General features: G+C 70.5%; 15 protein-coding genes. 6 read left to right on the plus strand and 9 right to left on the minus strand.

Going from position 1 to position 19,262, the window contains the following annotated elements; genetic code table 11:
- Positions 1-81: 81 nt before the first annotated feature.
- From ABD286_RS13925 to ABD286_RS13960, 8 genes are all read right to left on the minus strand, one after another.
- On the minus strand, positions 82-1,278 hold the full coding sequence (locus ABD286_RS13925) for an ROK family transcriptional regulator (protein ID WP_344194476.1): 1,197 nt from the start codon (positions 1,276-1,278) through the stop codon (positions 82-84).
- Positions 1,279-1,346: 68 nt separating this feature from the next.
- On the minus strand, positions 1,347-3,206 hold the full coding sequence (locus tag ABD286_RS13930) for a glycoside hydrolase family 3 protein (RefSeq protein WP_344194478.1): 1,860 nt from the start codon (positions 3,204-3,206) through the stop codon (positions 1,347-1,349).
- A gap of 171 nt (positions 3,207-3,377) precedes the next feature.
- Positions 3,378-5,048 carry a glucoamylase family protein gene (locus ABD286_RS13935; RefSeq protein WP_344194480.1) on the minus strand — a complete coding sequence of 557 codons (1,671 nt, stop codon included), beginning with the start codon at positions 5,046-5,048 and terminating at the stop codon, positions 3,378-3,380.
- A gap of 96 nt (positions 5,049-5,144) precedes the next feature.
- Complete coding sequence (locus ABD286_RS13940; protein ID WP_425565385.1) at positions 5,145-6,083, minus strand: carbohydrate ABC transporter permease; 939 nt, start codon at positions 6,081-6,083, stop codon at positions 5,145-5,147.
- A 5-nt stretch (positions 6,084-6,088) separates the two neighbouring features.
- The gene (locus ABD286_RS13945; RefSeq protein ID WP_344194482.1) at positions 6,089-7,051 is read right to left on the minus strand and encodes a carbohydrate ABC transporter permease; all 963 of its coding nucleotides are present in this window, start codon (positions 7,049-7,051) and stop codon (positions 6,089-6,091) included.
- Between the two features lie 2 nt (positions 7,052-7,053).
- Positions 7,054-8,334, minus strand: a complete 1,281-nt coding sequence (locus ABD286_RS13950; protein ID WP_344194484.1) for a sugar ABC transporter substrate-binding protein — start codon at positions 8,332-8,334, stop codon at positions 7,054-7,056.
- An 84-nt stretch (positions 8,335-8,418) separates the two neighbouring features.
- On the minus strand, positions 8,419-9,471 hold the full coding sequence (locus ABD286_RS13955; RefSeq protein WP_344194486.1) for a LacI family DNA-binding transcriptional regulator: 1,053 nt from the start codon (positions 9,469-9,471) through the stop codon (positions 8,419-8,421).
- A 110-nt stretch (positions 9,472-9,581) separates the two neighbouring features.
- Positions 9,582-10,523, minus strand: coding sequence for a sugar-binding transcriptional regulator (locus ABD286_RS13960; protein ID WP_344194488.1), 942 nt, complete (start codon positions 10,521-10,523; stop codon positions 9,582-9,584).
- A gap of 148 nt (positions 10,524-10,671) precedes the next feature.
- On the opposite strand from ABD286_RS13960, the gene ABD286_RS13965 reads away from it, so the two are divergent.
- The 6 genes from ABD286_RS13965 (at position 10,672) to ABD286_RS13990 (ending at position 17,970) form a co-directional block, all read left to right on the plus strand.
- Positions 10,672-12,036 carry an ABC transporter substrate-binding protein gene (locus ABD286_RS13965; protein WP_344194490.1) on the plus strand — a complete coding sequence of 455 codons (1,365 nt, stop codon included), beginning with the start codon at positions 10,672-10,674 and terminating at the stop codon, positions 12,034-12,036.
- Positions 12,036-12,980 (plus strand): carbohydrate ABC transporter permease, encoded by a 945-nt coding sequence (locus ABD286_RS13970; protein WP_425565386.1) that lies wholly within the window; start codon positions 12,036-12,038, stop codon positions 12,978-12,980. Before ABD286_RS13965 ends, ABD286_RS13970 begins: the two co-directional genes overlap by 1 nt.
- On the plus strand, positions 12,977-13,891 hold the full coding sequence (locus ABD286_RS13975; RefSeq protein ID WP_344194492.1) for a carbohydrate ABC transporter permease: 915 nt from the start codon (positions 12,977-12,979) through the stop codon (positions 13,889-13,891). Before ABD286_RS13970 ends, ABD286_RS13975 begins: the two co-directional genes overlap by 4 nt.
- The gene (locus ABD286_RS13980; protein ID WP_344194494.1) at positions 13,891-15,420 is read left to right on the plus strand and encodes a mannitol dehydrogenase family protein; all 1,530 of its coding nucleotides are present in this window, start codon (positions 13,891-13,893) and stop codon (positions 15,418-15,420) included. Before ABD286_RS13975 ends, ABD286_RS13980 begins: the two co-directional genes overlap by 1 nt.
- Positions 15,421-15,509: 89 nt before the next feature.
- Positions 15,510-16,559 carry an NAD(P)-dependent alcohol dehydrogenase gene (locus ABD286_RS13985; protein ID WP_344194496.1) on the plus strand — a complete coding sequence of 350 codons (1,050 nt, stop codon included), beginning with the start codon at positions 15,510-15,512 and terminating at the stop codon, positions 16,557-16,559.
- Positions 16,552-17,970, plus strand: a complete 1,419-nt coding sequence (locus ABD286_RS13990) for a xylulokinase (protein ID WP_344194498.1) — start codon at positions 16,552-16,554, stop codon at positions 17,968-17,970. The genes ABD286_RS13985 and ABD286_RS13990 overlap by 8 nt, the downstream gene beginning before the upstream one ends.
- On the opposite strand, the gene ABD286_RS13995 is transcribed toward ABD286_RS13990, so the two are convergent.
- Entirely contained in the window at positions 17,934-19,181 is a 1,248-nt protein-coding gene (locus ABD286_RS13995; RefSeq protein WP_344194500.1) for an MFS transporter, read from the minus strand. The two genes, ABD286_RS13990 and ABD286_RS13995, sit on opposite strands and share 37 nt — an antisense overlap.
- Between the last annotated feature and the right edge of the window lie 81 nt (positions 19,182-19,262).

Here is a 19,262-nt window from a genome sequence, read left to right on the forward strand (position 1 = left end):
TGGTCAGACACCCTCATCCACGGTGGTGCGGGCTATGGGTTGAGTTAAGCGCCGCACACCCATTGGCGTCAAGAGTTGAATTCAAGAAATAGACGCGGCACCCACGAGGACACCCTCGTTGGCCGGCAACAGAGCCGCCGCGGAGACCAGCGCACCCACCACGTCGGCATCGGTGTCGAGCTCCCCGAGGACCACCTCGACCGAGGCGGCGGCACTGGGTATGGCGCAGCGCTCCAGGGAGGCGCGCAGGGGCCCGGTGATGATCGTCCCCACCTTGGCGAGCTGTCCCCCGAGCACGACGACCTCGGGGTTGACGAGGTTGACCACGCCGGCCACGGCCACTCCGAGGTGGCGCCCGGCGTCCTCCAGGACGCGTCGACACCCCGGGTCGCCGTCGAGCGCCCGGTGGATGACGTCGCGCAGGCTGAGGGGGCCGTGCGAGGCGGACAGCACCTCGAGCAGGCCACGCGACCCGATGTAGGTCTCGAGGCAGCCGCGGTTCCCGCAGCGGCAGACCGGGCCGTTCTCGTCGATCGTCATGTGGCCGATCTCGCCCGCCGTCCCGGCCGCGCCGCGGAAGATCTCGCCGTCGAGGATGAGTCCGGCGCCCACACCGTGCGAGAGCTTGATGTAGACCGCGTGCTGGATGCCCTGCAGCACACCGCACCTCAGCTCACCGAGTGCCGCGAGGTTGGAGGTGTTGTCGACGATGACCGGCGCCTGGAGACGGCCGGCCATCTCGTCGGCGACCGCGACCCCGCGCCAGCCGGGCAGGATGCTCTGGCTGCCGACCTGGCCCGAGATGCGGTCGACCGGGGCCGGGATGCCGACACCGACGGCGCGCACGTCGTCCATCGTCTTGCCGGCCTTCTCGACGAGGTCGAGGAGCAGGCGGGACGCGCGCTCCATACCCTCGTCGGCGGCGTGGTCGGCGGGCAGCGGCATGCGCTGGCGCCCCACGATGTCGCGCGGTCCGGTGCCGATGGCGACGCGCACGTCACGGTCGCCGAAGGCGATCGCCGCGAGCAGCGTGTTGCCGGTCGCGAGCGAGACCAGGACCGCCCGTCGCCCGTTCCGGATGCTCGGCTCGAGCTCGACCGCACCGGCGGTGTCGAGGTCGCGCACGAGGTTGGAGACGGTGGCCGGGCTGAGGCCGGTGAAGCCCGCGATCTCGACCTGCGTCATCGCCCCCTGGTCCCGCAGGGCCTCGAGGACGCGAAGGCGGTTGGCTTCACGCAGGGACGCCTGCGAGCCGGGTGCCGCCTGGGATGGGTTCACGGCTTAAACATAAAGGGACGAGTGCTCGAATGGGTAGACCCGAAGGGTCCGAGCCGGTCAGGTGCCGGTCAGGCCGGTCCGGCGCCCGAGTCGAGGGGCAGGCCGTGGCCGAACGCGAACAGCGGGTCCTCGAACCCCGGCACGTCCTCGCCGTGACGACGCACGTCCTCCATCGAGCGCGGCAGGTCGAAAGGCAACCGGCCCTGCGGCGCGACGGCACCGGTGAGCGCGTCGAGCAGCGCCGTGTCGCTCGAGCCGTAGCTGCCCACCACGGCCGAGGCGAACGGCAGCAACGGCGTGAGGATGGCGGGCCGGTCGAGGACGACGTCGATGACCAACGGGCACTGCGCGGCGATGCGGGCCAGGCGCGCGACCAGGCCGGGCGGGAAGTCCAGGGAGCCTTGGTGGAACCAGGACTCGAGGAAGAGGTCGCTGCGCGCCTCGAACGGCGCGAGCAGCCGCACGACCGCGACATCGGCGTCAGCCGGGCTGGCGACGGGCACGCCGACCGCCTTGACCGCCGACGTCGACACGTTCTCGGCGTAGATGCGCGCGCCGGGGGCGAAGGGCAGCGCCGGCGCCCGCGATCCCGTGCCGTTCTGGAGGACGGTGACGGAACGGGCCTGGGCGGCGTGGCCCGCGGCGCGGAAGTCGGCCCGGCCCACGGTCTGCCCCGCCGCCTCCTCGTCGACGTAGGGGTCGTCGAACAGGCCGAGGCGGAACTTCACCGCGAGCAGGCGGCGGGCGGACTCGTCGATGCGCTCCTCGGTGACACGACCGTCGGCAACCAGCTCGAGGAGGATGTCGACGCACTCCTCGCCACCGAACTGGTCGGCCCCGGCGTGCAGGATGAGCTCCATCCGGCCGTGCGGGTCGAGGTGCTCGACGCCCCAGGCGCGGGCGGGCAGCACCTGGTCACCGACGTGGTTGTCGTTGACGAGCTCCCAGTCGGTGACGACGACTCCGTCGTAGCCGAGCTTCTCGCGCAGCAGGCCGGTGACGATCTGGCGGTTGTAGCCGAAGCCGACCTCCTCGATCTTCTCGCCGTCGATCTCGAGGGCGATCGGCATGCCGTAGTAGGGCATGATCCCGGCCGTCCCGGCCTCGATCATCGGGGGGAACGGCTTGAGGTGGTCGGCGAAGCGCCCGCCGGGGTAGACCTGCTCACGGCCGTACGGGAAGTGGGCGTCCTCGCCGTCCTTCTGCGGTCCGCCTCCGGGGAAGTGCTTGCTCGTGCAGGCGATGCTGTCCGGGCCGAGCGAGTCGCCCTGGAACCCCTTGAGGTAGGCGACGCCCAGCTCGGTGACGAGGTCGGGGTCCTGCCCGAAGGTCCCGGCCTGGCGGGCCCACCGCGGCTCGGTGGCGAGGTCCAGCGTGGGGTGCAGCGCCGCGCGGATCCCGACGGCGCGGTACTCCTGGCGGGCGATGTCACCGAACTCCCGGACGGCGTCGACGTCGCGCAGGGCGGCGAGGCCGAGGGGCTCGGGCCACTGCGAGAACGCCTTGGCGGAGAAGGAGACCCCGGCGTTCTCGATGAACGCGTGGCGGGGGTCGGTCGAGACGGTGACCGGAATGCCGTGCGGCGTCTGCTCGGCCAGCGCCTGGAGGGCGTTGTGCCACCGCGCCGCCATCGTCGCGTCCTCGAGGGCGTGCACGTTGAAGTGCGTGAGGTGCTTGGCCAGCACGACCTCGCTGGTCGCCGACTTGCTGATCGCCCCCGGCTGCTCCAGGACGGTGCCGTCGGCCCCTGCCTCGATGACCGTCTGGAACATCAGACCGGCCTTCTCCTGCAACGACATCCGTCCGAGGAGGTCCTCGACGCGCTGCTCGACGGACAGGCGCGGGTCCTCGAACGGGTCCATCCGGCCGTTGCCGTTGAGGTCGCGGTACTCGACACCATCGGGTGAGGTCTTGCGGGCCGGCTGCATGGAGGGTTCCTCTCGGGGGTTCAACGTGGTGACGGGGTGGGACCACGCTCTCAGGCGCGGTCGCCACCCCGGGTCAGGGGGTGCGCGGCCGAGGTGGGGGGAACCCCGGCCGCGCACCGGTCACTGGGTCGTGCCGGTCACTGAGTCGTGCCGGTCACGCGGTCGCACTGCTCAGGCGATGCCGGCGCCGAACTCCTCGGCACCGATGACCGGACGCAGGCGGCGCTCGACGTCGCGGGTGCTGAAGGCACGACGGATCACGTTGTCCGCCAACACGTTGCCGATGGCACCCATGACCATCGCCTGGTCGAGGGACAGATAGCGCCGGGCGATCGTGCCGGAGTGCACGGCGACGGCGTCGAAGAAGCCACCCTTGCCGTAGGCCTTGAGCTCGTCCTCGATCTTGGCGAGGTTGGTGAAGGCGTGCCCGGGCTCGTGCATCATCGCGAGGAACGACGCGTGCGGGGTGACGACGCCGTCGCCGAACTTCGGGTCGGGGTTGGTGCCCTCACGGCACTCGCCGAAGCCCACGTCGACGTTGGTCTTCTCCTTGTCGGAGAAGTAGCCCTCCGGGTTCATCCCGAGGCGGTCGACGCCGTACTCGCGGTAGCCGGCGAACGGGTCGCTGGACGGGGAGAAGCCCCAGTAGCCGTACCCGGCCTCGTCGAGGCCGTGCTCGCGCTGGGCCCGGACGTGCAGGGGGTGGTTGAGGCCCCAGCTGCGGGGTGCCCAGCTGGCCTCGGGGACGAAGACGTCGGGCATGAGCTCCTCGAACATCGAGCCGCCCCAGCCGGGGACGATGTGCATGCCGCGGTAGGTGTAGGCGCCCTCGAAGACGTCGAGGCCCTGGTAGGTGCGAGTCTCGCCGACGGGCTGCGACTCGGGCCAGGCCCAGTCGCAGGACGCCGGGAAGGTGCGCCAGGACGCGAAGTAGTGCTTCGCCGGGACCTGGCCCGTCGCGATGCCGAGGTAGCTCGTGATGCGGGTCTCCGACACGGTGGTGTCGTAGTGGTGCTTGGAGAGCCAGACGTCCGGCCCGACACCGATGTGGTTGCCGAGGAACGCGCCGTCGGGGTTCTGCGGCGGCTCGGGGTTGAACCCACCGTGCATGAGCCCGCCGGGACGGTTGCCCGGGTTGGTGGGATCGGGGTCGTAGAAGGCGTCCCAGCGCATCCGCGCGAACAGCTTCTTGGCCAGCGGCGCTGCACCGGGGTCGGCGGTGATGACGACCTTCAGGGCCGCACCGAGCCAGCCGTTGTCGACGCTCGACAGGAACGGGTACACCCGGTCGCCGCTGCCCGGCCAGGACGTGAGCTTCTCGCCCGTGGCCTCGTCGTACCAGTTGTAGTACATGCCGCTGGGCTCGTGGTGCTCCATGCGCAGCAAGGTGCTCAGCGTCTGGCGGAGGCGGCGCGTGCACTCCCCGCGCGTGATCAGGCCGAGGTCCCGCGCCACGATGGCCGACCAGAGGTATCCACCGATGTTGGTCGGCGAGGTGTAGCCGGAGCGGTCACCGGCGGTGAGGCCCTCGTTGATGTTGTCGGCCACGAGCCCGGTCTTCGGGTCGGTCATCGCGACCATGCTGTGCCAGGTGTCCTTGGCCCAGCGGCGGACCCGTTCCCGCTGCACACCGGCTCCGGCACCCGCACCGAGCAGGACCGGGGCTGACGCCGCGGGGACGGCCGAGGCGCGCTGGGCGGTGAGGCCGACGGCGGCTGCCGCAGTCGCGCCGACGAGCAGCTGGCGGCGGCTCGGGGAGACACGGCCCGCGGCCGCGAGGGCCGAGGACGCCGTCGGGGGCGTGGCGAGGGGGGACGAGGTGGGGAGGTGAAGCTTGGCCATGGGTGATGCTCCTTGGTTGGGATTGGTCACTTCGTGCCGTACAGGTGGTCGGGGCCCGGGCGACCGACGGGTCGCCCGGTAGGTCGCAGGGGCTGCCTACTTGATGCCGGTGGTGGCGATGCCCTCGATGAACTTGCGCTGGAAGGCGAGGAAGACGGCGAGGACGGGCAGCACGACCACCGTGGCGCCCGCGAGGAGCAGGCCGTAGTTCGTGCTGTTCTGCCCCTTGGAGTAGAGCGCCAGGGCCACCGGGAGGGTGTAGCTGTCCTCGGACTGCGCCACCACGAGCGGCCACAGGAAGTTGTTCCAGCTGCCGAGGAAGGTGAGGATGCCGAGGGTCGCCAGGGCCGGGCCGCACAGCGGCAGGATGATCCGCGCGAAGATGCGCAGCTCGCCCGCGCCGTCGACGCGACCGGCGTCGAGCAGGTCCCGGGGGAGCCCGGAGATGAACTGCCGCATCAGGAACACGCCGAACGGGCTCACGAGGAACGGCAGGATCAGGCCGGGCAGGCTGTCGATGAGCCCGGCGTTCGCCACGAGGACGAACAGCGGCACGAAGGTCACCACGCCGGGGATCATCAACGTCGCCATGACGATGGTGAACAACGCCTTCTTGCCCTTGAAGTCCAGCATCGCCAGGGCGTACCCGAGCATCGAGCAGAAGAGCAGGTTGCCCGCGGTCACGAAGACGGCGACGACGATCGAGTTGGTGAAGTACGTGCCGAAGTCGAGGCGTGAGAACAGCTGCGTGTAGTTGTCGAGCGACGCGGTCTCGGGCCACCAGGTCGGGGGCGTCTTGCGGAGCTCGCCCTCGCTCTTGAAGCTGCCGAGCACCATCCAGACGAACGGTGCGACGACACCGACGAGGGCGGCGACGAGCAGGCCGTAGAGCCACCAGCGGCTCGACTGCTTGCTGCCGGCCATCGTGGCGTTGGTGCCGGCGGGGGCGGCGCTCCCGCCCGACCGGCCGAAGCGCCCCTTGGGGGCCTTGGGCGCGGGTGCGAGCGTCGAGGTCTTGTCTGCAGTCGTGGTCATGGCGATCAGTCCTTCTCGCGCAGCAGTCGGAACTGGATGGCGGTGACGACCGCGATGACGATGAAGATGATGTAGCTGAGCGACGCGGCATACCCGTAGTTGCCGAAGCCGAACTGCTTGTAGGTGTACATCGACATGGAGATCGTGCTGTTCAGCGGACCACCGTTGGTCATCACGAAGGGCTCCTCGAAGAACTGGAGGTAGCCGATGCCGGTGGTGACAGAGACGAAGAGGATGGTCGGTCGCAGCATCGGCAGGGTGATGTGGCGGAACCGCTGCCACACGCTGGCGCCGTCGATGGCGGCAGCCTCGTGGAGCATCCACGGCACGGCCTGGAGGCCGGCGAGGAAGATGATCATCGCGGTGCCGAAGTTGCGCCACGACGCCATCATGATCAGCGCCGGCATCGACCAGTTCGGGTCGCCGAGCCAGTTGGGCCCGTCGATGCCGATCCAGCCGAGCGCGGTGTTGATGAGGCCGTACTCGTCCTGGAGCAGGAACCGCCAGACGACGGCGACCGCGACGATCGAGGTGATGACCGGGAGGTAGAACCCGAGGCGGAACACCGAGCGGAACTTGGTGATCCCGCGGTCGAGGACGACGGCGGCGGCCAGCGCCATGGTCAGGGTGAGCGGCACCCCGATGAGGACGAAGTAGGCGGTGTTGCGGGCGGACTGCAGGAACTGCTCGTCCGAGAGCGCCTTGGTGAAGTTGTCCAGCCCCACGATGTCGACGGCGAACGGGGTCTTGAGGTCCCGCGACCGCGTGTCCGTGAAGCTCATGAACAGGGACTGGATGACCGGCCACACCGTGAAGGTGAGGAACAGGAGGCAGAACGGCAGGGCGAGGAGCCAGGCGGCCCGGCCCTCACCGAAGGCGCCTCCGCGCGTCTTCGCGGCCCCCCCGCGGGGCGACGGACCGGTCTGGTCGGCCTCCCCGCGAGTGGTGACCTCTGATGTGGCGGCCATGACTACTGGCCGGTCCCGATGGACTCCGCCTGCGACTGCACGGCCTTGAGCGCAGCGCCGGGGTCGGAACCCTGCTTGGTGACCTTCTCGAGCTCGGTGTCGAACTGCGCGACGACCTGCTCCCACGTCGCGAACGACGGCGGGGCCTGGGCGGTCTTGAGCTGCTCACCGAAGACGGCGAGCTTCTTGTCGGCGCTGATCGACGGGTCCTGCCACGCGGTCTGCACGGACGGCAGGTCGGTGGACTGGGTGTACCACTTGGCCTGGGTCTTGGGGTCGGCCAGGAACTGCACGAACTTCCACGCGGTGTCGCGCTGCTTGGAGTTCTTGAAGACGACGAAGTCGGAGCCACCGACGAAGGACGAGGACGTCTTCTTCGTGGGCATCGGCGCGACGGCGTACTTGTCCTTGAAGCCCTCGCCACCGACCTTCTCGACCGCGGACATCATCCACGGGCCGGAGATGAACATCGGGACCTTGCCGCTGGCGAAGTCCGGCTCGGTGGTCGGGGTCGCGGGGGCGGCCTTGTCGGCGATGCCCTCGTCGAAGTAGCTCTTGTAGTACTCGACGGCTTCCTTGATCTCGGGGCTGTCGAAGTTGTAGCCCTTGCCGTCGTCCGTGGTGAGCTTCGCACCGTTGGACCAGGCGAACGGCATCACGGTCTGCCAGGAGCCGGTGCCACCGGCCTGCAGCCCGATGCCGTACTTGGCGCCGGCCTTGTCCTGCATGCCCTTGGCCATCGCCTTGAGCTCCTCCCAGGTCTTGGGGGCCTCGGTGAAGCCGGCCTTCTCGGCCAGGTCGGTGCGGTAGTAGACGAGGCGGGTCTCGACGTACCACGGGATGCCGTAGGAGGTGTCGCCCACCTTGGTGGTGTTCTGGGCGCCCTCGAAGAACTGCGTGGTGTCGATCGACTTCGGCGTCGGGTCGAGCGCGTCGAGCCCGGCGAACTCACCCATCCACGTGGTGCCGACCATGGCCGCGTCCGGCGTCTTGCCGGCCGTGATCGCGGTGGTGAACTTGTCGTGCGCGGCGTCCCACGGGATCGCGGTGACGTTGACCTTGGCGCCCGGGTTGGCGGCCTCGAAGTCCTTGGCGAGGGCGGGGAGCTTCTCGCCCTCGGCGCCCATCGCCCAGACCGTGATCGTGCCCGTGGCCTTGCCGGCGCTGATCTCCTTGCCGGTCTCGGCGGCGGCGTCACCGCCACCGCTGTCACGTCCGCACGCGGTGAGCGTGAGGGCGGCGGCGGTCATGGTGGCGACCGCGATCGCAGAGGTGCGTCTCATCGGGGTGTCTCTCTTTCATCGGGGTGAGGGGAACGGACGGGTATGCAGTGGGGGTGCGCCCTGCTCGGGCGGCACCGGGTGCCGCTAGGGCAGGGCGCGCACGGCCACCGGCGGCGGCGGGCACCCGCAGGAGGAGCGGATGACGAGGTGCGTCGGGATCACCTGCGCGCCACGCGGGGCGGCCGAACCGGTGATGCGCTCGTGCAGCAGGTCCGACGCCCGCGCCCCGAGCTCGCGGACGGGCTGACGGACCGTGGTGAGCCCTGGCTCGACGTAGCGGGCGGTCATGACGTCGTCCCAGCCGACGACGGCGACGTCCTCGGGGACGCGCAGGCCGCTGCCGCGCAGCCGCACCATGACGGCGAGGGCGAGCTCGTCGTTGGCGCAGACGAGGGCGTCGGCCTCGAGGTCGCCTCGCAGCAGCCGGTCGGCCAGCGCCGTGCCGTCGGCCTCGCGCAGCGACACCGTGACCGCCTCGGCGGCGACGATCCCGGCGGAGGCGTGGGCGGCCACGAAGCCGGCGTAGCGGTCGCGGATGTCTGGGCTGACCGTGGGGTCGCCGACGAACAGCAGGCGGGTCCGGCCGTGGCCCAGCACGTGCGCGGTGATCTCGCGGGCGCTCGAGGTGTTCTCCGAGCTCACGGTGTCGACGGTGGCCTTCTCGTCGCCGGCGATGAGGACGACGGGCTTGCTCCCCCCGAGGGCGGAGACCGTCTCGTCCGGGATGGCCGAGGAGCCGAGCATGGCCAGTCCGTCGACGCGGGTGGCGAGCTTGCGCACGGCCCGGGGCAGGTCGGCCTTGCCCTCGGCGAGCATGAGCACCACGCTCTGCCCCAGCTCGGCGGCGCGGTACTCGAAACCCATGAGGAGCTCGGAGTAGTAGGGACCCGAGAGCTCGGGGAGGACGAGGCCGTGGGCCTCGTGGTGGCGGACGGCGAGGCTGCGGGCGGCGGCCAGGGGCACGTAGTGCAGCTCGTCGGCGGCCTCGAGAACGCGCTTGCGGGTCTTCTCGGAGACGGCCTGACTCCCCTGGAGGACGCGGGACACCGAGGCGATCGAGACGCCGGCACGCTCGGCGACGGAGTAGATCGTCGCCCCAGCGGGGTGTCTCGTCGGGTGTCCCGAACCGGTGGCCATCAGGTGCCTTCCTCGTTGAAAGCGCTTACAAAGCTGGTTCGACCATGCCAGAGGACCCCGGACCTGCGCAAGGGCCCGGGCGTGTCGCGCCGGCCGGGGAGAGGGTCGGCTCAGTCGGCGAGGAGCGCCTCGGCCAGCTCGTGGTCGACGACGAGACCCTGCACCAGACGGCCCTCGAGAGCGGCCCGCACGGCCGACCCCTTCGCTGCGCCGGAGGCCACCGCGATGACCTCCGGTATGGCGTCGAGCGTGTCTGCGTCGATGGTGATCAACCGCGCAGCGACCTTGGGGCGCAACGCTTTTCCGTTGCCGTCGAAGAACACCCCCGCGAGCTCGCCCACGACGCCGCGCCCTGCCAGCTCCCGTTGCTCGCGGGCGTCGAGGAGATCGTGGATGGTCGAGCCACCAGAGGTCCAGTGGCCGATCCCGACGACGGCGTGCGTCACCGCGGAGGCCCGCGACAGGCCCTCCGCCACCGCCGGCTGGCGGCGCAACGCATCGGCGCTCGCCTTGGTGTCCAGGACAAACGGCGCGTAGAAGACGCGGGCGCTTCCGCCCCCGAGACGGGCGGCACGCCTGACGACGTCCACGGCGCTGCTGTCGAAGTCGGGGAGGGCGATCGCGCCGGTCAGCTGCACCACCTCGACCCGGGGCAGCGAGGTCAGCGCGCCCACCATGGCGTGCACGTTCCGGGACCAGGGCAGTCCGAGGACGTCGTCCTCGACGAGCACCTCCGAGAGCAGGTCGGCCGCGGCGCGACCCAGCTGCTGCCGGACCGCGCCCGGGTCGGCGTCGGCCGTGTCGACGACCACGGCGTGCGTCAGGCCGAACCGTTCCTGCAGCCGCGCCGAGGCATCCACGTCGAGCGAGCCCTGGCGGACGATCTCGATGCGGACCAGGCCTCGTTCACGCGCCGACTCGAGCAGCCTGGCCACCTTGAAGCGGCTGATCCCGAGCTCGTCGGCGATCTCCACCTTGGACTGGTGGTGCAGGTAGTGGCGGCGCGCCACGGCAGCGAGCAGCACCAGCTCCGCGGGTCCGTCGTCGGCCACGACCACCCCTTCCGTCGATTCGCGCCCACCCCGGTGCCGTTGACAGGCACCAGTTGCGTCGATTTACTCAAGATACTCGTTTGGGCATCATCGCGCTCATATGAGCGCGAGTCAAACGAGAGCCGTCAAAGGCGACGGAGGAGGACGCGTGCGTAGTCGAAGCTCCCGGGCCGCGCTGGTCGCATCAGCGACCGGCCTGGCCCTCAGCCTCACGGCCTGTGCCGGGTGGGGCGGTGGCGGAGCAGGTGGCGGCGGGGCCGACAGCATCAACGTGCTGATGGTCAACAACCCGCAGATGGTCGACCTGCAGAAGCTCACCGCAGACAACTTCACCAAGAAGACGGGGATCCGGGTCAACTACACGGTGCTCCCCGAGAACGACGTCCGCGACAAGATCAGCCAGGAGTTCTCGAGCCAGGCCGGGCAGTACGACGTCGCCTCGCTCAGCAACTTCGAGATCCCGATCTACGCCAAGGCCAAGTGGATCGCCCCGCTGGACGACTACCTCGCCAAGGACACGGCCTTCGACCAGGACGACATCCTGAAGCCGATGACGACCTCCCTGTCGAGCGAGGGCAAGGTCTACGGCGAACCGTTCTACGGCGAGTCCTCCTTCCTGATGTACCGCAAGGACGTCCTGGAGAAGAAGGGCGTCACCATGCCCGAGAAGCCGACCTGGCAGGAGGTCGCCGACATCGCGGCCAAGGTCGACGGCGCCGAGCCGGGGATGAAGGGCATCTGCCTGCGCGGCCAGCCCGGCTGGGGCCAGCTGTTCGCCCCCCTCACCACGGTCGTCAACACCTTCGGCGGGACGTGGTTCGAGAAGGACTGGACGCCTGGCGTGAACTCACCGGAGTTCAAGGAGGCCGTGCAGTTCTACGTCGACCTCGTCCGCGCCCACGGCGAGAACGGCGCACCCCAGGCCGGCTTCACCGAGTGCCTCAACAACCTCGTCCAGGGCAACGTGGCCATGTGGTACGACGCCACCTCCGCCGCCGGTTCGCTCGAGGCGGACGACTCCCCCACCAAGGGCAAGTTCGGGTACGCGCCTGCCCCGGTCGTCAAGACCGACAGCGCGGGCTGGCTCTACGCCTGGTCCTGGTCCATCCAGCAGGCCAGCACGAAGAAGGACAACGCCTGGAAGTTCATCTCCTGGGCCAGCAGCAAGGAGTACGAGGAGCTCGTGGGCACCCAGCTCGGCTGGACCAAGGTGCCGGCCGGCAAGCGGGCCTCCACCTACGAGAACGCCGACTACCTCAAGGTGGCCTCGGCCTTCGCGGAGCCGACGAAGTCCGCGATCGAGGCGGCCGACCCGGAGAACCCCGGCGTCCAGCCGCGACCCGCGATCGGCATCCAGTTCGTCGACATCCCGGAGTTCCCCGACCTCGGCACGCAGGTCAGCCAGGACGTGAGCTCGGCGATCGCCGGCAAGACCACCGTCAACGAGGCCCTCGACAAGGGCCAGAAGCTCGCCGAGGACGTCGCCGAGCGCTACCAGTCGAGGGGGCAGTGATGTCGTCGAGCACCGCGACGAAGCCACGGGCCGAGCAGGTCCGCGGACCCGAGCCCAGTGCGGCCCTGCGCCGCATGGGCGACTGGGCGAGGCGGGCACCGCTGCTGCCGGCGCTCATCTTCGTGATCGTCATGACCCAGCTGCCGTTCGTGGCGACGCTGGTCATCTCCTTCATGAACTGGAACGCCTACTACCCCGAGGAGCGGGGGTTCGCCGGCTTCGACAACTTCGCCCGGGTCTTCACCGACACCAACACCCGGCAGGCCGTCTTCGTGACGATCCTGCTCACCGTCTCGGTGGTGCTCGTCAGCCTGGTGCTGGGACTCGGCATCGCGCTCCTGCTGGACCGCAAGTTCCGGGGCCAGGGGATCGTCCGCACGATGATGATCACGCCGTTCCTCATCGTCCCCGTGGCTGCCGCCCTGCTGTGGAAGCACGCGCTCTACAACCCGGAGTACGGCCTCTTCAACGGACTGCTCAAGGCCGTGTTCGGTGAGAACGCACCCCAGCCGGACTGGATCACCAACAACCCGCTCATCGCCGTCATCGCCGCCCTGGTGTGGCAGTGGACGCCGTTCATGATGCTCATCCTGCTGGCCGGGCTCCAGAGCCGACCCCTCGACGTCGTCGAGGCCGCTCGCATCGACGGCGCCAGCTCGCTGCAGATCTTCCGGTCGATGACGCTGCCGCACCTGCGCCAGTACATCGAGCTGTCCGGGCTGCTCGGCGCCATCTACGTGGTGCAGAACTTCGACCACGTCTTCACCATCACCAGCGGTGGTCTGGGCACGGCGAACCTGCCGTACTTCATCTACCAGACCTTCTACACCGCTCAGGACTACGGACGGGCCTCCGCGGCCGGTGTCGTGGTCGTCATCGGCACGATCCTCATCGCGACCGCAGCCCTGCGCACCGCGTTCAGCCTCTTCAAGGAGGACGCATGAGCACCACCGACACCACCGGCACGGGCACCACCGGGGCCGGGACCACCTCGGCGGACACGACGTCCGGGACACCGCGCCATACCGAGGTGCGGCACGCCAAGCCACCACGCAGCGGCGTCCTGCTCTCGGCCGCGGCGTGGGTGATCGGGTTCCTCTTCGCGCTCCCCGTCCTGTGGATGGTCCTCACGTCGTTCCACAACGAGAACGACGCGGCCAAGAACCCGCCCGACGTCTTCGCGCCGCTGTCCCTGGACGGCTACCGCTCCTTCTTCGACGCCGGTCCCTGGCCGCCGCTGCTCAACTCGCTGACGGCCAGCGTCCTGTCGACCGCCCTCGTGCTGCTGCTCGCCTTCCCGGCGGCCTACGCACTGTCGATCCGGCCGGTGAAGAAGTGGACGGACGTGCTGTTCTTCTTCCTCTCCACCAAGATGCTGCCGATCGTGGCGGGCATCCTGCCGCTCTACCTCTTCGCCCAGACGGTCGGGCTGCTCGACAACATCTGGTGGCTGATCCTGCTCTACACCTCGATGAACCTGCCGATCGCGATCTGGATGCTGCGCTCGTTCCTCGCCGAGGTGCCGGTCGAGATGCTCGAGGCCGCCTCGGTCGACGGGGCGTCGCTCACCCGGACCCTCAAGGACATCGTCGCGCCGGTCGTCATGCCCGGCATCGCGTCGGCAGCGTTGATCTGCTTCATCTTCAGCTGGAACGAGCTGCTGCTGGCCCGCGTGCTGACCAGCACGGTGGCGGGGACGGCCCCGGTGTTCTTGACTGGCTTCGTGACCAGCCAGGGCCTGTTCCTCGCCAAGGTGTGCGCGGCGTCGTTCGTCGTGTCGCTGCCGGTGCTCGCCGCCGGGTTCGCCGCCCAGGACAAGCTCGTCCAGGGCCTGTCGATGGGAGCCGTCAAGTAATGGGGACGGACACCCACAGCACCACCGCACCCACCACGCCGGTCCGGCTCGCCGAGGCGCACCTCGGTGAGCTGGACGCGCGGGTGGCCCGGCCGTCGTACGACCGGTCGCAGGTCACCGCAGGCATCGTCCACTTCGGGGTCGGTGGCTTCCACCGCGCGCACCAGGCGATGTACCTCGACGCCCTGATGAACGAGGGCGCCGCCTTGGACTGGGGCCTGTGCGGGGTGGGGGCCCTCCCCCACGACCGTCGGATCATCGACACCCTCAAGGCCCAGGACGGCCTCTACACCCTCGTCGTCAAGCACCCCGACGGCCGGCGCGAGCCCCGCGTCATCGGGAGCATCGTCGAGCTGCTGTTCGCCCCCGACGACCCGCAGGCGGTGGTCGACCGGCTCGTCGACGAGCGCACGCGCATCGTGTCGCTGACCATCACCGAGGGCGGATACCTCGTCAACCAGGTGACGGGCGAGTTCGATGCCGACGACCCGTCGATCCAGGCAGACCTCGTCGAGAACGCAGTCCCCTCGACGGTTTTCGGCTACATCACGGCAGCGCTCGCCCGACGTCGAGCCGAGGGGCTCGAGCCGTTCACGGTGATGAGCTGCGACAACCTCCCCGACAACGGCGACGTCGCGAAGCAGATGATCTGCGCCTTCGCCCGGCTCAAGGACCCCGCCCTGGCCGACTGGATGGAGTCGGAGGTCGCCTTCCCCAACTGCATGGTCGACCGGATCACCCCGGTCACCGCGCCCGAGGACATCGAGCGGCTCGCCGACGAGTTCGGTGTCGAGGACGGCTGGCCCGTGGTCTGCGAGCCCTTCACCCAGTGGGCGCTCGAGGACCGGTTCGGCCAGGGGCGACCGCCGTTCGAGGACGCCGGTGTGCAGATGGTCGACGACGTCGTCCCCTACGAGCTGATGAAGCTGCGGCTGCTCAACGCCAGCCACCAGGCCCTGTGCTACCTCGGCCACCTCGCCGGGTACCGCTACGCCCACGAGGTCTGCCAGGACCCGCTGTTCGCGAACTTCCTGCTGGCCTACATGGAGCGCGAGGGCAGCCCGACGCTCCCGCCGGTGCCCGACGTCGACCTCGACGCCTACCGCCACGAGCTCGTCGCCCGGTTCGCCAACCCCGAGGTGCGCGACACGTTGGCGCGCCTGTGCGCGGAGTCCTCCGACCGCATACCGAAGTGGCTGGGGCCGGTGATCCGCGCGAACCTGCGCGACGGCGGCGAGATCGAGCGGTCCGCGCTCGTGGTCGCCTCGTGGGCGAGGTATGCCGAGGGGCGCGACGAGCAGGGCGAGCCGATCGAGGTCGTGGACCGGCTCAAGGACCGGGTCATGGCGGCGGCGGCCAGGCAGGACGAGGACCCGCTGGCCTTCCTCCGCGACCGCGACCTCTTCGGCGACCTCGCCGACGACGAGCGGTTCGCTGCGGCCTACACCGCTGCGCTCGAACGCTTGCACGGCATCGGCGCACGGGCGACGCTGGAGGCCCGCGCGGACGACGACGCCCGCCCCGCCTGATCCACCCGGCCCGATGCACCTGGCCTGAGCCACCCCGCACGACCCGGCCCACCCGCACCGCCCGACCCACCACCGATGGAGACCACCTGATGCGTGCTGCCGTCCTCAACCGTCCCGGCGAGGTCGAGGTGGTGCAGCGACCCGACCCGACACCTGCCGCCGACGAGGTCCTGGTGCGCGTCCACGCGGTCGGTGTCTGCGGGTCCGACACGCACTACTTCGACCACGGGCGGATCGGTCGGTTCGTCGTGGAGTCGCCGCTCGTCCTCGGCCACGAGACCTCGGGGGTCGTCGAGGCCGTCGGCGCCGACGTCGACCCGGCGCGCGTCGGTCAGCGCGTCTCCCTCGAGCCGGGGGTCCCGTGCCGCGCGTGCGAGCAGTGCCTCGCCGGTCGCTACAACCTCTGCCCCGACATGGTCTTCCACGCGACCCCACCGGTGGACGGTTCCCTCGCAGAGCTCGTCGCGATCCACCACGCGTTCGCCCACCCGGTCCCGGACTCGGTGAGCGACGAGGCGGCAGCCCTCCTCGAGCCGCTGTCGGTCGGCGTCTGGGCCTGCCACAAGGGTGGTGTCGGCCCGGGTTCGCGGGTCCTCGTCACCGGGGCGGGACCGATCGGCCTCGTCTGCGTCATGGTGGCGCGCGCCGCCGGGGCGAGCGAGATCGTCGTCGCCGACCTCAACGCCGACCGCCTCGCCGTGGCCACCGAGCTCGGCGCGACCCGCACCATCACCTCCGGCGCGGAGACGATCGCCGACGGGTATGCCGCGGGGCCGGCTCCGCAGGTCCTCCTCGAGTGCTCGGGGCACGCCGGTGCCACCGCGGACGGGATCCGCGCGCTCGCCCCCGCGGGCCGGGCCGTCCTCATCGGCATGGGCGGCGACGAGATCAGCCTGCCGCTGTCGACCATCCAGGAGCGCGAGCTCGTCGTCACCGGGACCTTCCGCTACGCCGGGACCTGGCCGACCGCCATCGCCCTGGCCGCCTCCGGACAGGTCGACCTCGAGCATCTCGTCACCGGCCGGTTCACCCTCGAGGACACCGCTGCCGCCCTGACCGCCGCCCGCGACACGGCGGGCGCGATCAAGTCGGTCATCGACCCCCGACCGTCCGCTGCCACCGGATCGACCCGTGGCTGACGGCGCGCGCACCCTCGTCGCCGGGGTCGACTCCTCGACCCAGTCCACCAAGGTCGTCGTCTGCGACGCCGCGACGGGCGAGATCGTGCGCTCCGGCCGTGCACCGCACCCCGACGGGACTGCCGTCCACCCCGACCGGTGGTGGGAGGCGTACACGACCGCCACGGCCGACGGGCTGCTCGAGGACGTCTCGGCCATCGCCGTCGGGGGCCAGCAGCACGGCATGTGCGCGCTCGACGAGTCGGGCGAGGTCATCCGGGAGGCGTTGCTGTGGAACGACACCCGCTCCGCCCAGGCTGCGCGTGACCTCACCGACGAGCTGGGGGGGCCGCAGGAGTGGGTGCGGCGCACGGGCATGGCCCTCGTGCCGAGCTTCACCGTCACCAAGGTCCGCTGGCTCGCCGACCACGAGCCCGAGAACGCGGCACGGGTCCACGACGTCGTGCTGCCGCACGACTGGCTGACCGCGCAGATCCTCAAGCAGGGCAACGGTTTCGAGCGCTACACGACCGACCGCGGCGATGCGTCGGGCACGGGCTACTTCTCGAGCACCTCGGACTCCTACCTGCCCGACCTCCAGGAGCTCGCCCTCGGACGGGTCTTCGGCGTCCCCCACGTGCTCGGCCCCCACGAGGTCGCGGGGCGCACAGACGGCGGGATGGTCGTCGGGCCGGGGACCGGGGATAACGCCGGGGCGGCCCTCGGACTGGGACTGCGTCCCGGTGACGTCGTCGTCTCCCTCGGGACCAGCGGTGCCGTGTTCGCCGACGCCGACCAGCCGGTGGCCGACCCCAACGGCCTGATCGCCTCCTTCGCCAGCGCCTCCGGTGGCCACCTGCCCCTCATGGCGACCCTCAACGCCGCCCGGGTGCTCACCGCGGCGGCGCAGCTCCTCGGCACCGACCTCGACGGCCTCGACCGGCTCGCCCTCGCTGCCGAGCCGGGAGCCGGCGGCCTGACGCTGCTGCCCTACCTCGACGGCGAGCGCAGCCCGAGCCTGCCCGACGCCACGGGCACCCTGGGCGGGCTGACCCGGTCGAACGCCACCCCCGAGAACCTCGCCCGGGCTGCTGTCGAGGGGATGCTCGCCAACCTCGTGTCCGGGGTGTCGGACGTCCGCAGGCTCGGCCTGCCGGTCGAGCGGGTGCTCCTCATCGGAGGGGCCTCGGCCTCGCGGGCCGTGCGCGCGATCGCCCCGTCGCTGTTCGGCGTGCCCGTCGCGATCCCCGCGCCGGGTGAGTACGTCGGCCTCGGCGCGGCCCGCCAAGCGGCCTGGGTGCTGTCCGGCGACGACGCGCCCCCGGCATGGACGGTGACGGTCGAGGAGACCCTCGACCCGCCGTCGGATGACGACGGTGGATCCGTGCTCGAGCGCTACGCGACGCTGTTGGAGACCGTGCACGGCTCCTGAGCGGCGGCAGGCTCGTGCGCCGTGGTGACCGCGCCATCGGCTTTCCGTGCGGCCGAGGCACGACGGGTCCGTCGGGCCAGCTGGTCGGCCACGACCAGGACCACGAGCGCGCCGAGGCTCAGGGCCGCGCCGTCCCACAGGGTCGAGGCGTAGCCCAGGCCGGCGCTGATGGTCAGGCCGCCGAGCCATGCACCGGCGGCGTTGCCCACGTTGAAGGCCGCGATGTTGGCGCCGCTGGCCAGGGTCGGGGCCGACCCGGCATACGTCATGATCCGCATCTGCAGGCCCGGCACGGTGGCGAACCCGAACGTCCCCATGAGCACCAGGCCGACCACGGCCATCACCGGCGAGTCGGCCGTGGCGGCGAAGACGGCCATGACGACCGTCAGTCCAGCCAGCACCACGGTGAGCGTGACGGGCACGGAGCGGTCGGCCGCACGACCCCCGGCCCAGTTGCCGGCGAAAAGCCCGAGCCCGAAGAGCACCAGCAGCCACGGGACGGTCGTGGACGCGAACCCGCTGACCTCGGTGAGCGTGTACGCGATGTAGGTGAAGGCACCGAACATCCCACCGAACCCGAGGACCGTCACGAGCAGCGACAGCCAGACCTGGCCCGAGCGGAAGGCCCCGAGCTCGTGCCGCAGGCCCGGCTCGTCCGCCGACACGGGCTGCGAGGGGACGAGGGTGGCCATGCCGACCAGGGCGACGACACCGATCACGGCGATCGCCCAGAACGTCGAGCGCCACCCGAGCTGCTGACCCAGCAGGGTGCCCAGCGGGACACCGAGGACGTTGGCGGTGGTCAGACCGGCGAACATCATCGCGATGGCCCCGGCCTTCTTCTCCGGGGCGACCAGGCCCGCGGCGACGACGGCACCGATGCCGAAGAATGCGCCGTGGGTCAGCGCGGCGAGGACGCGACCGAGCAGCATCACCTCGTAGCTCCCGGCGAGCGCGGAGACGAGGTTGCCGGCGATGAACAGGACCATGAGCGCGGTGAGGACGTGCTTGCGGTTGAACCGGGTCACGGCCGCGGTGAGGCCGATCGCCCCGACCGCGACGGACAGGGCGTAGCCGGAGATCAGCCAGCCGGCGGTGGCCTCGTCGACGGCGAAGTCGGCGGCCACCTGCGGGAGCAGTCCGGCGATGACGAACTCGGTGAGTCCGATCCCGAAGCCACCGAGGGCCAGGGCGAGCAGGGCGAGGGGCATGGGTGTTCCTTCAGGCGTGGAGGGATGCTGTTTCCGGAGCCGGTATGCGGCGCGTGCAACTACCAGCGCACGCATCAAGTT

Source organism: Pedococcus aerophilus (assembly GCF_039532215.1).
Lineage (GTDB): Bacteria > Actinomycetota > Actinomycetes > Actinomycetales > Dermatophilaceae > Pedococcus > Pedococcus aerophilus.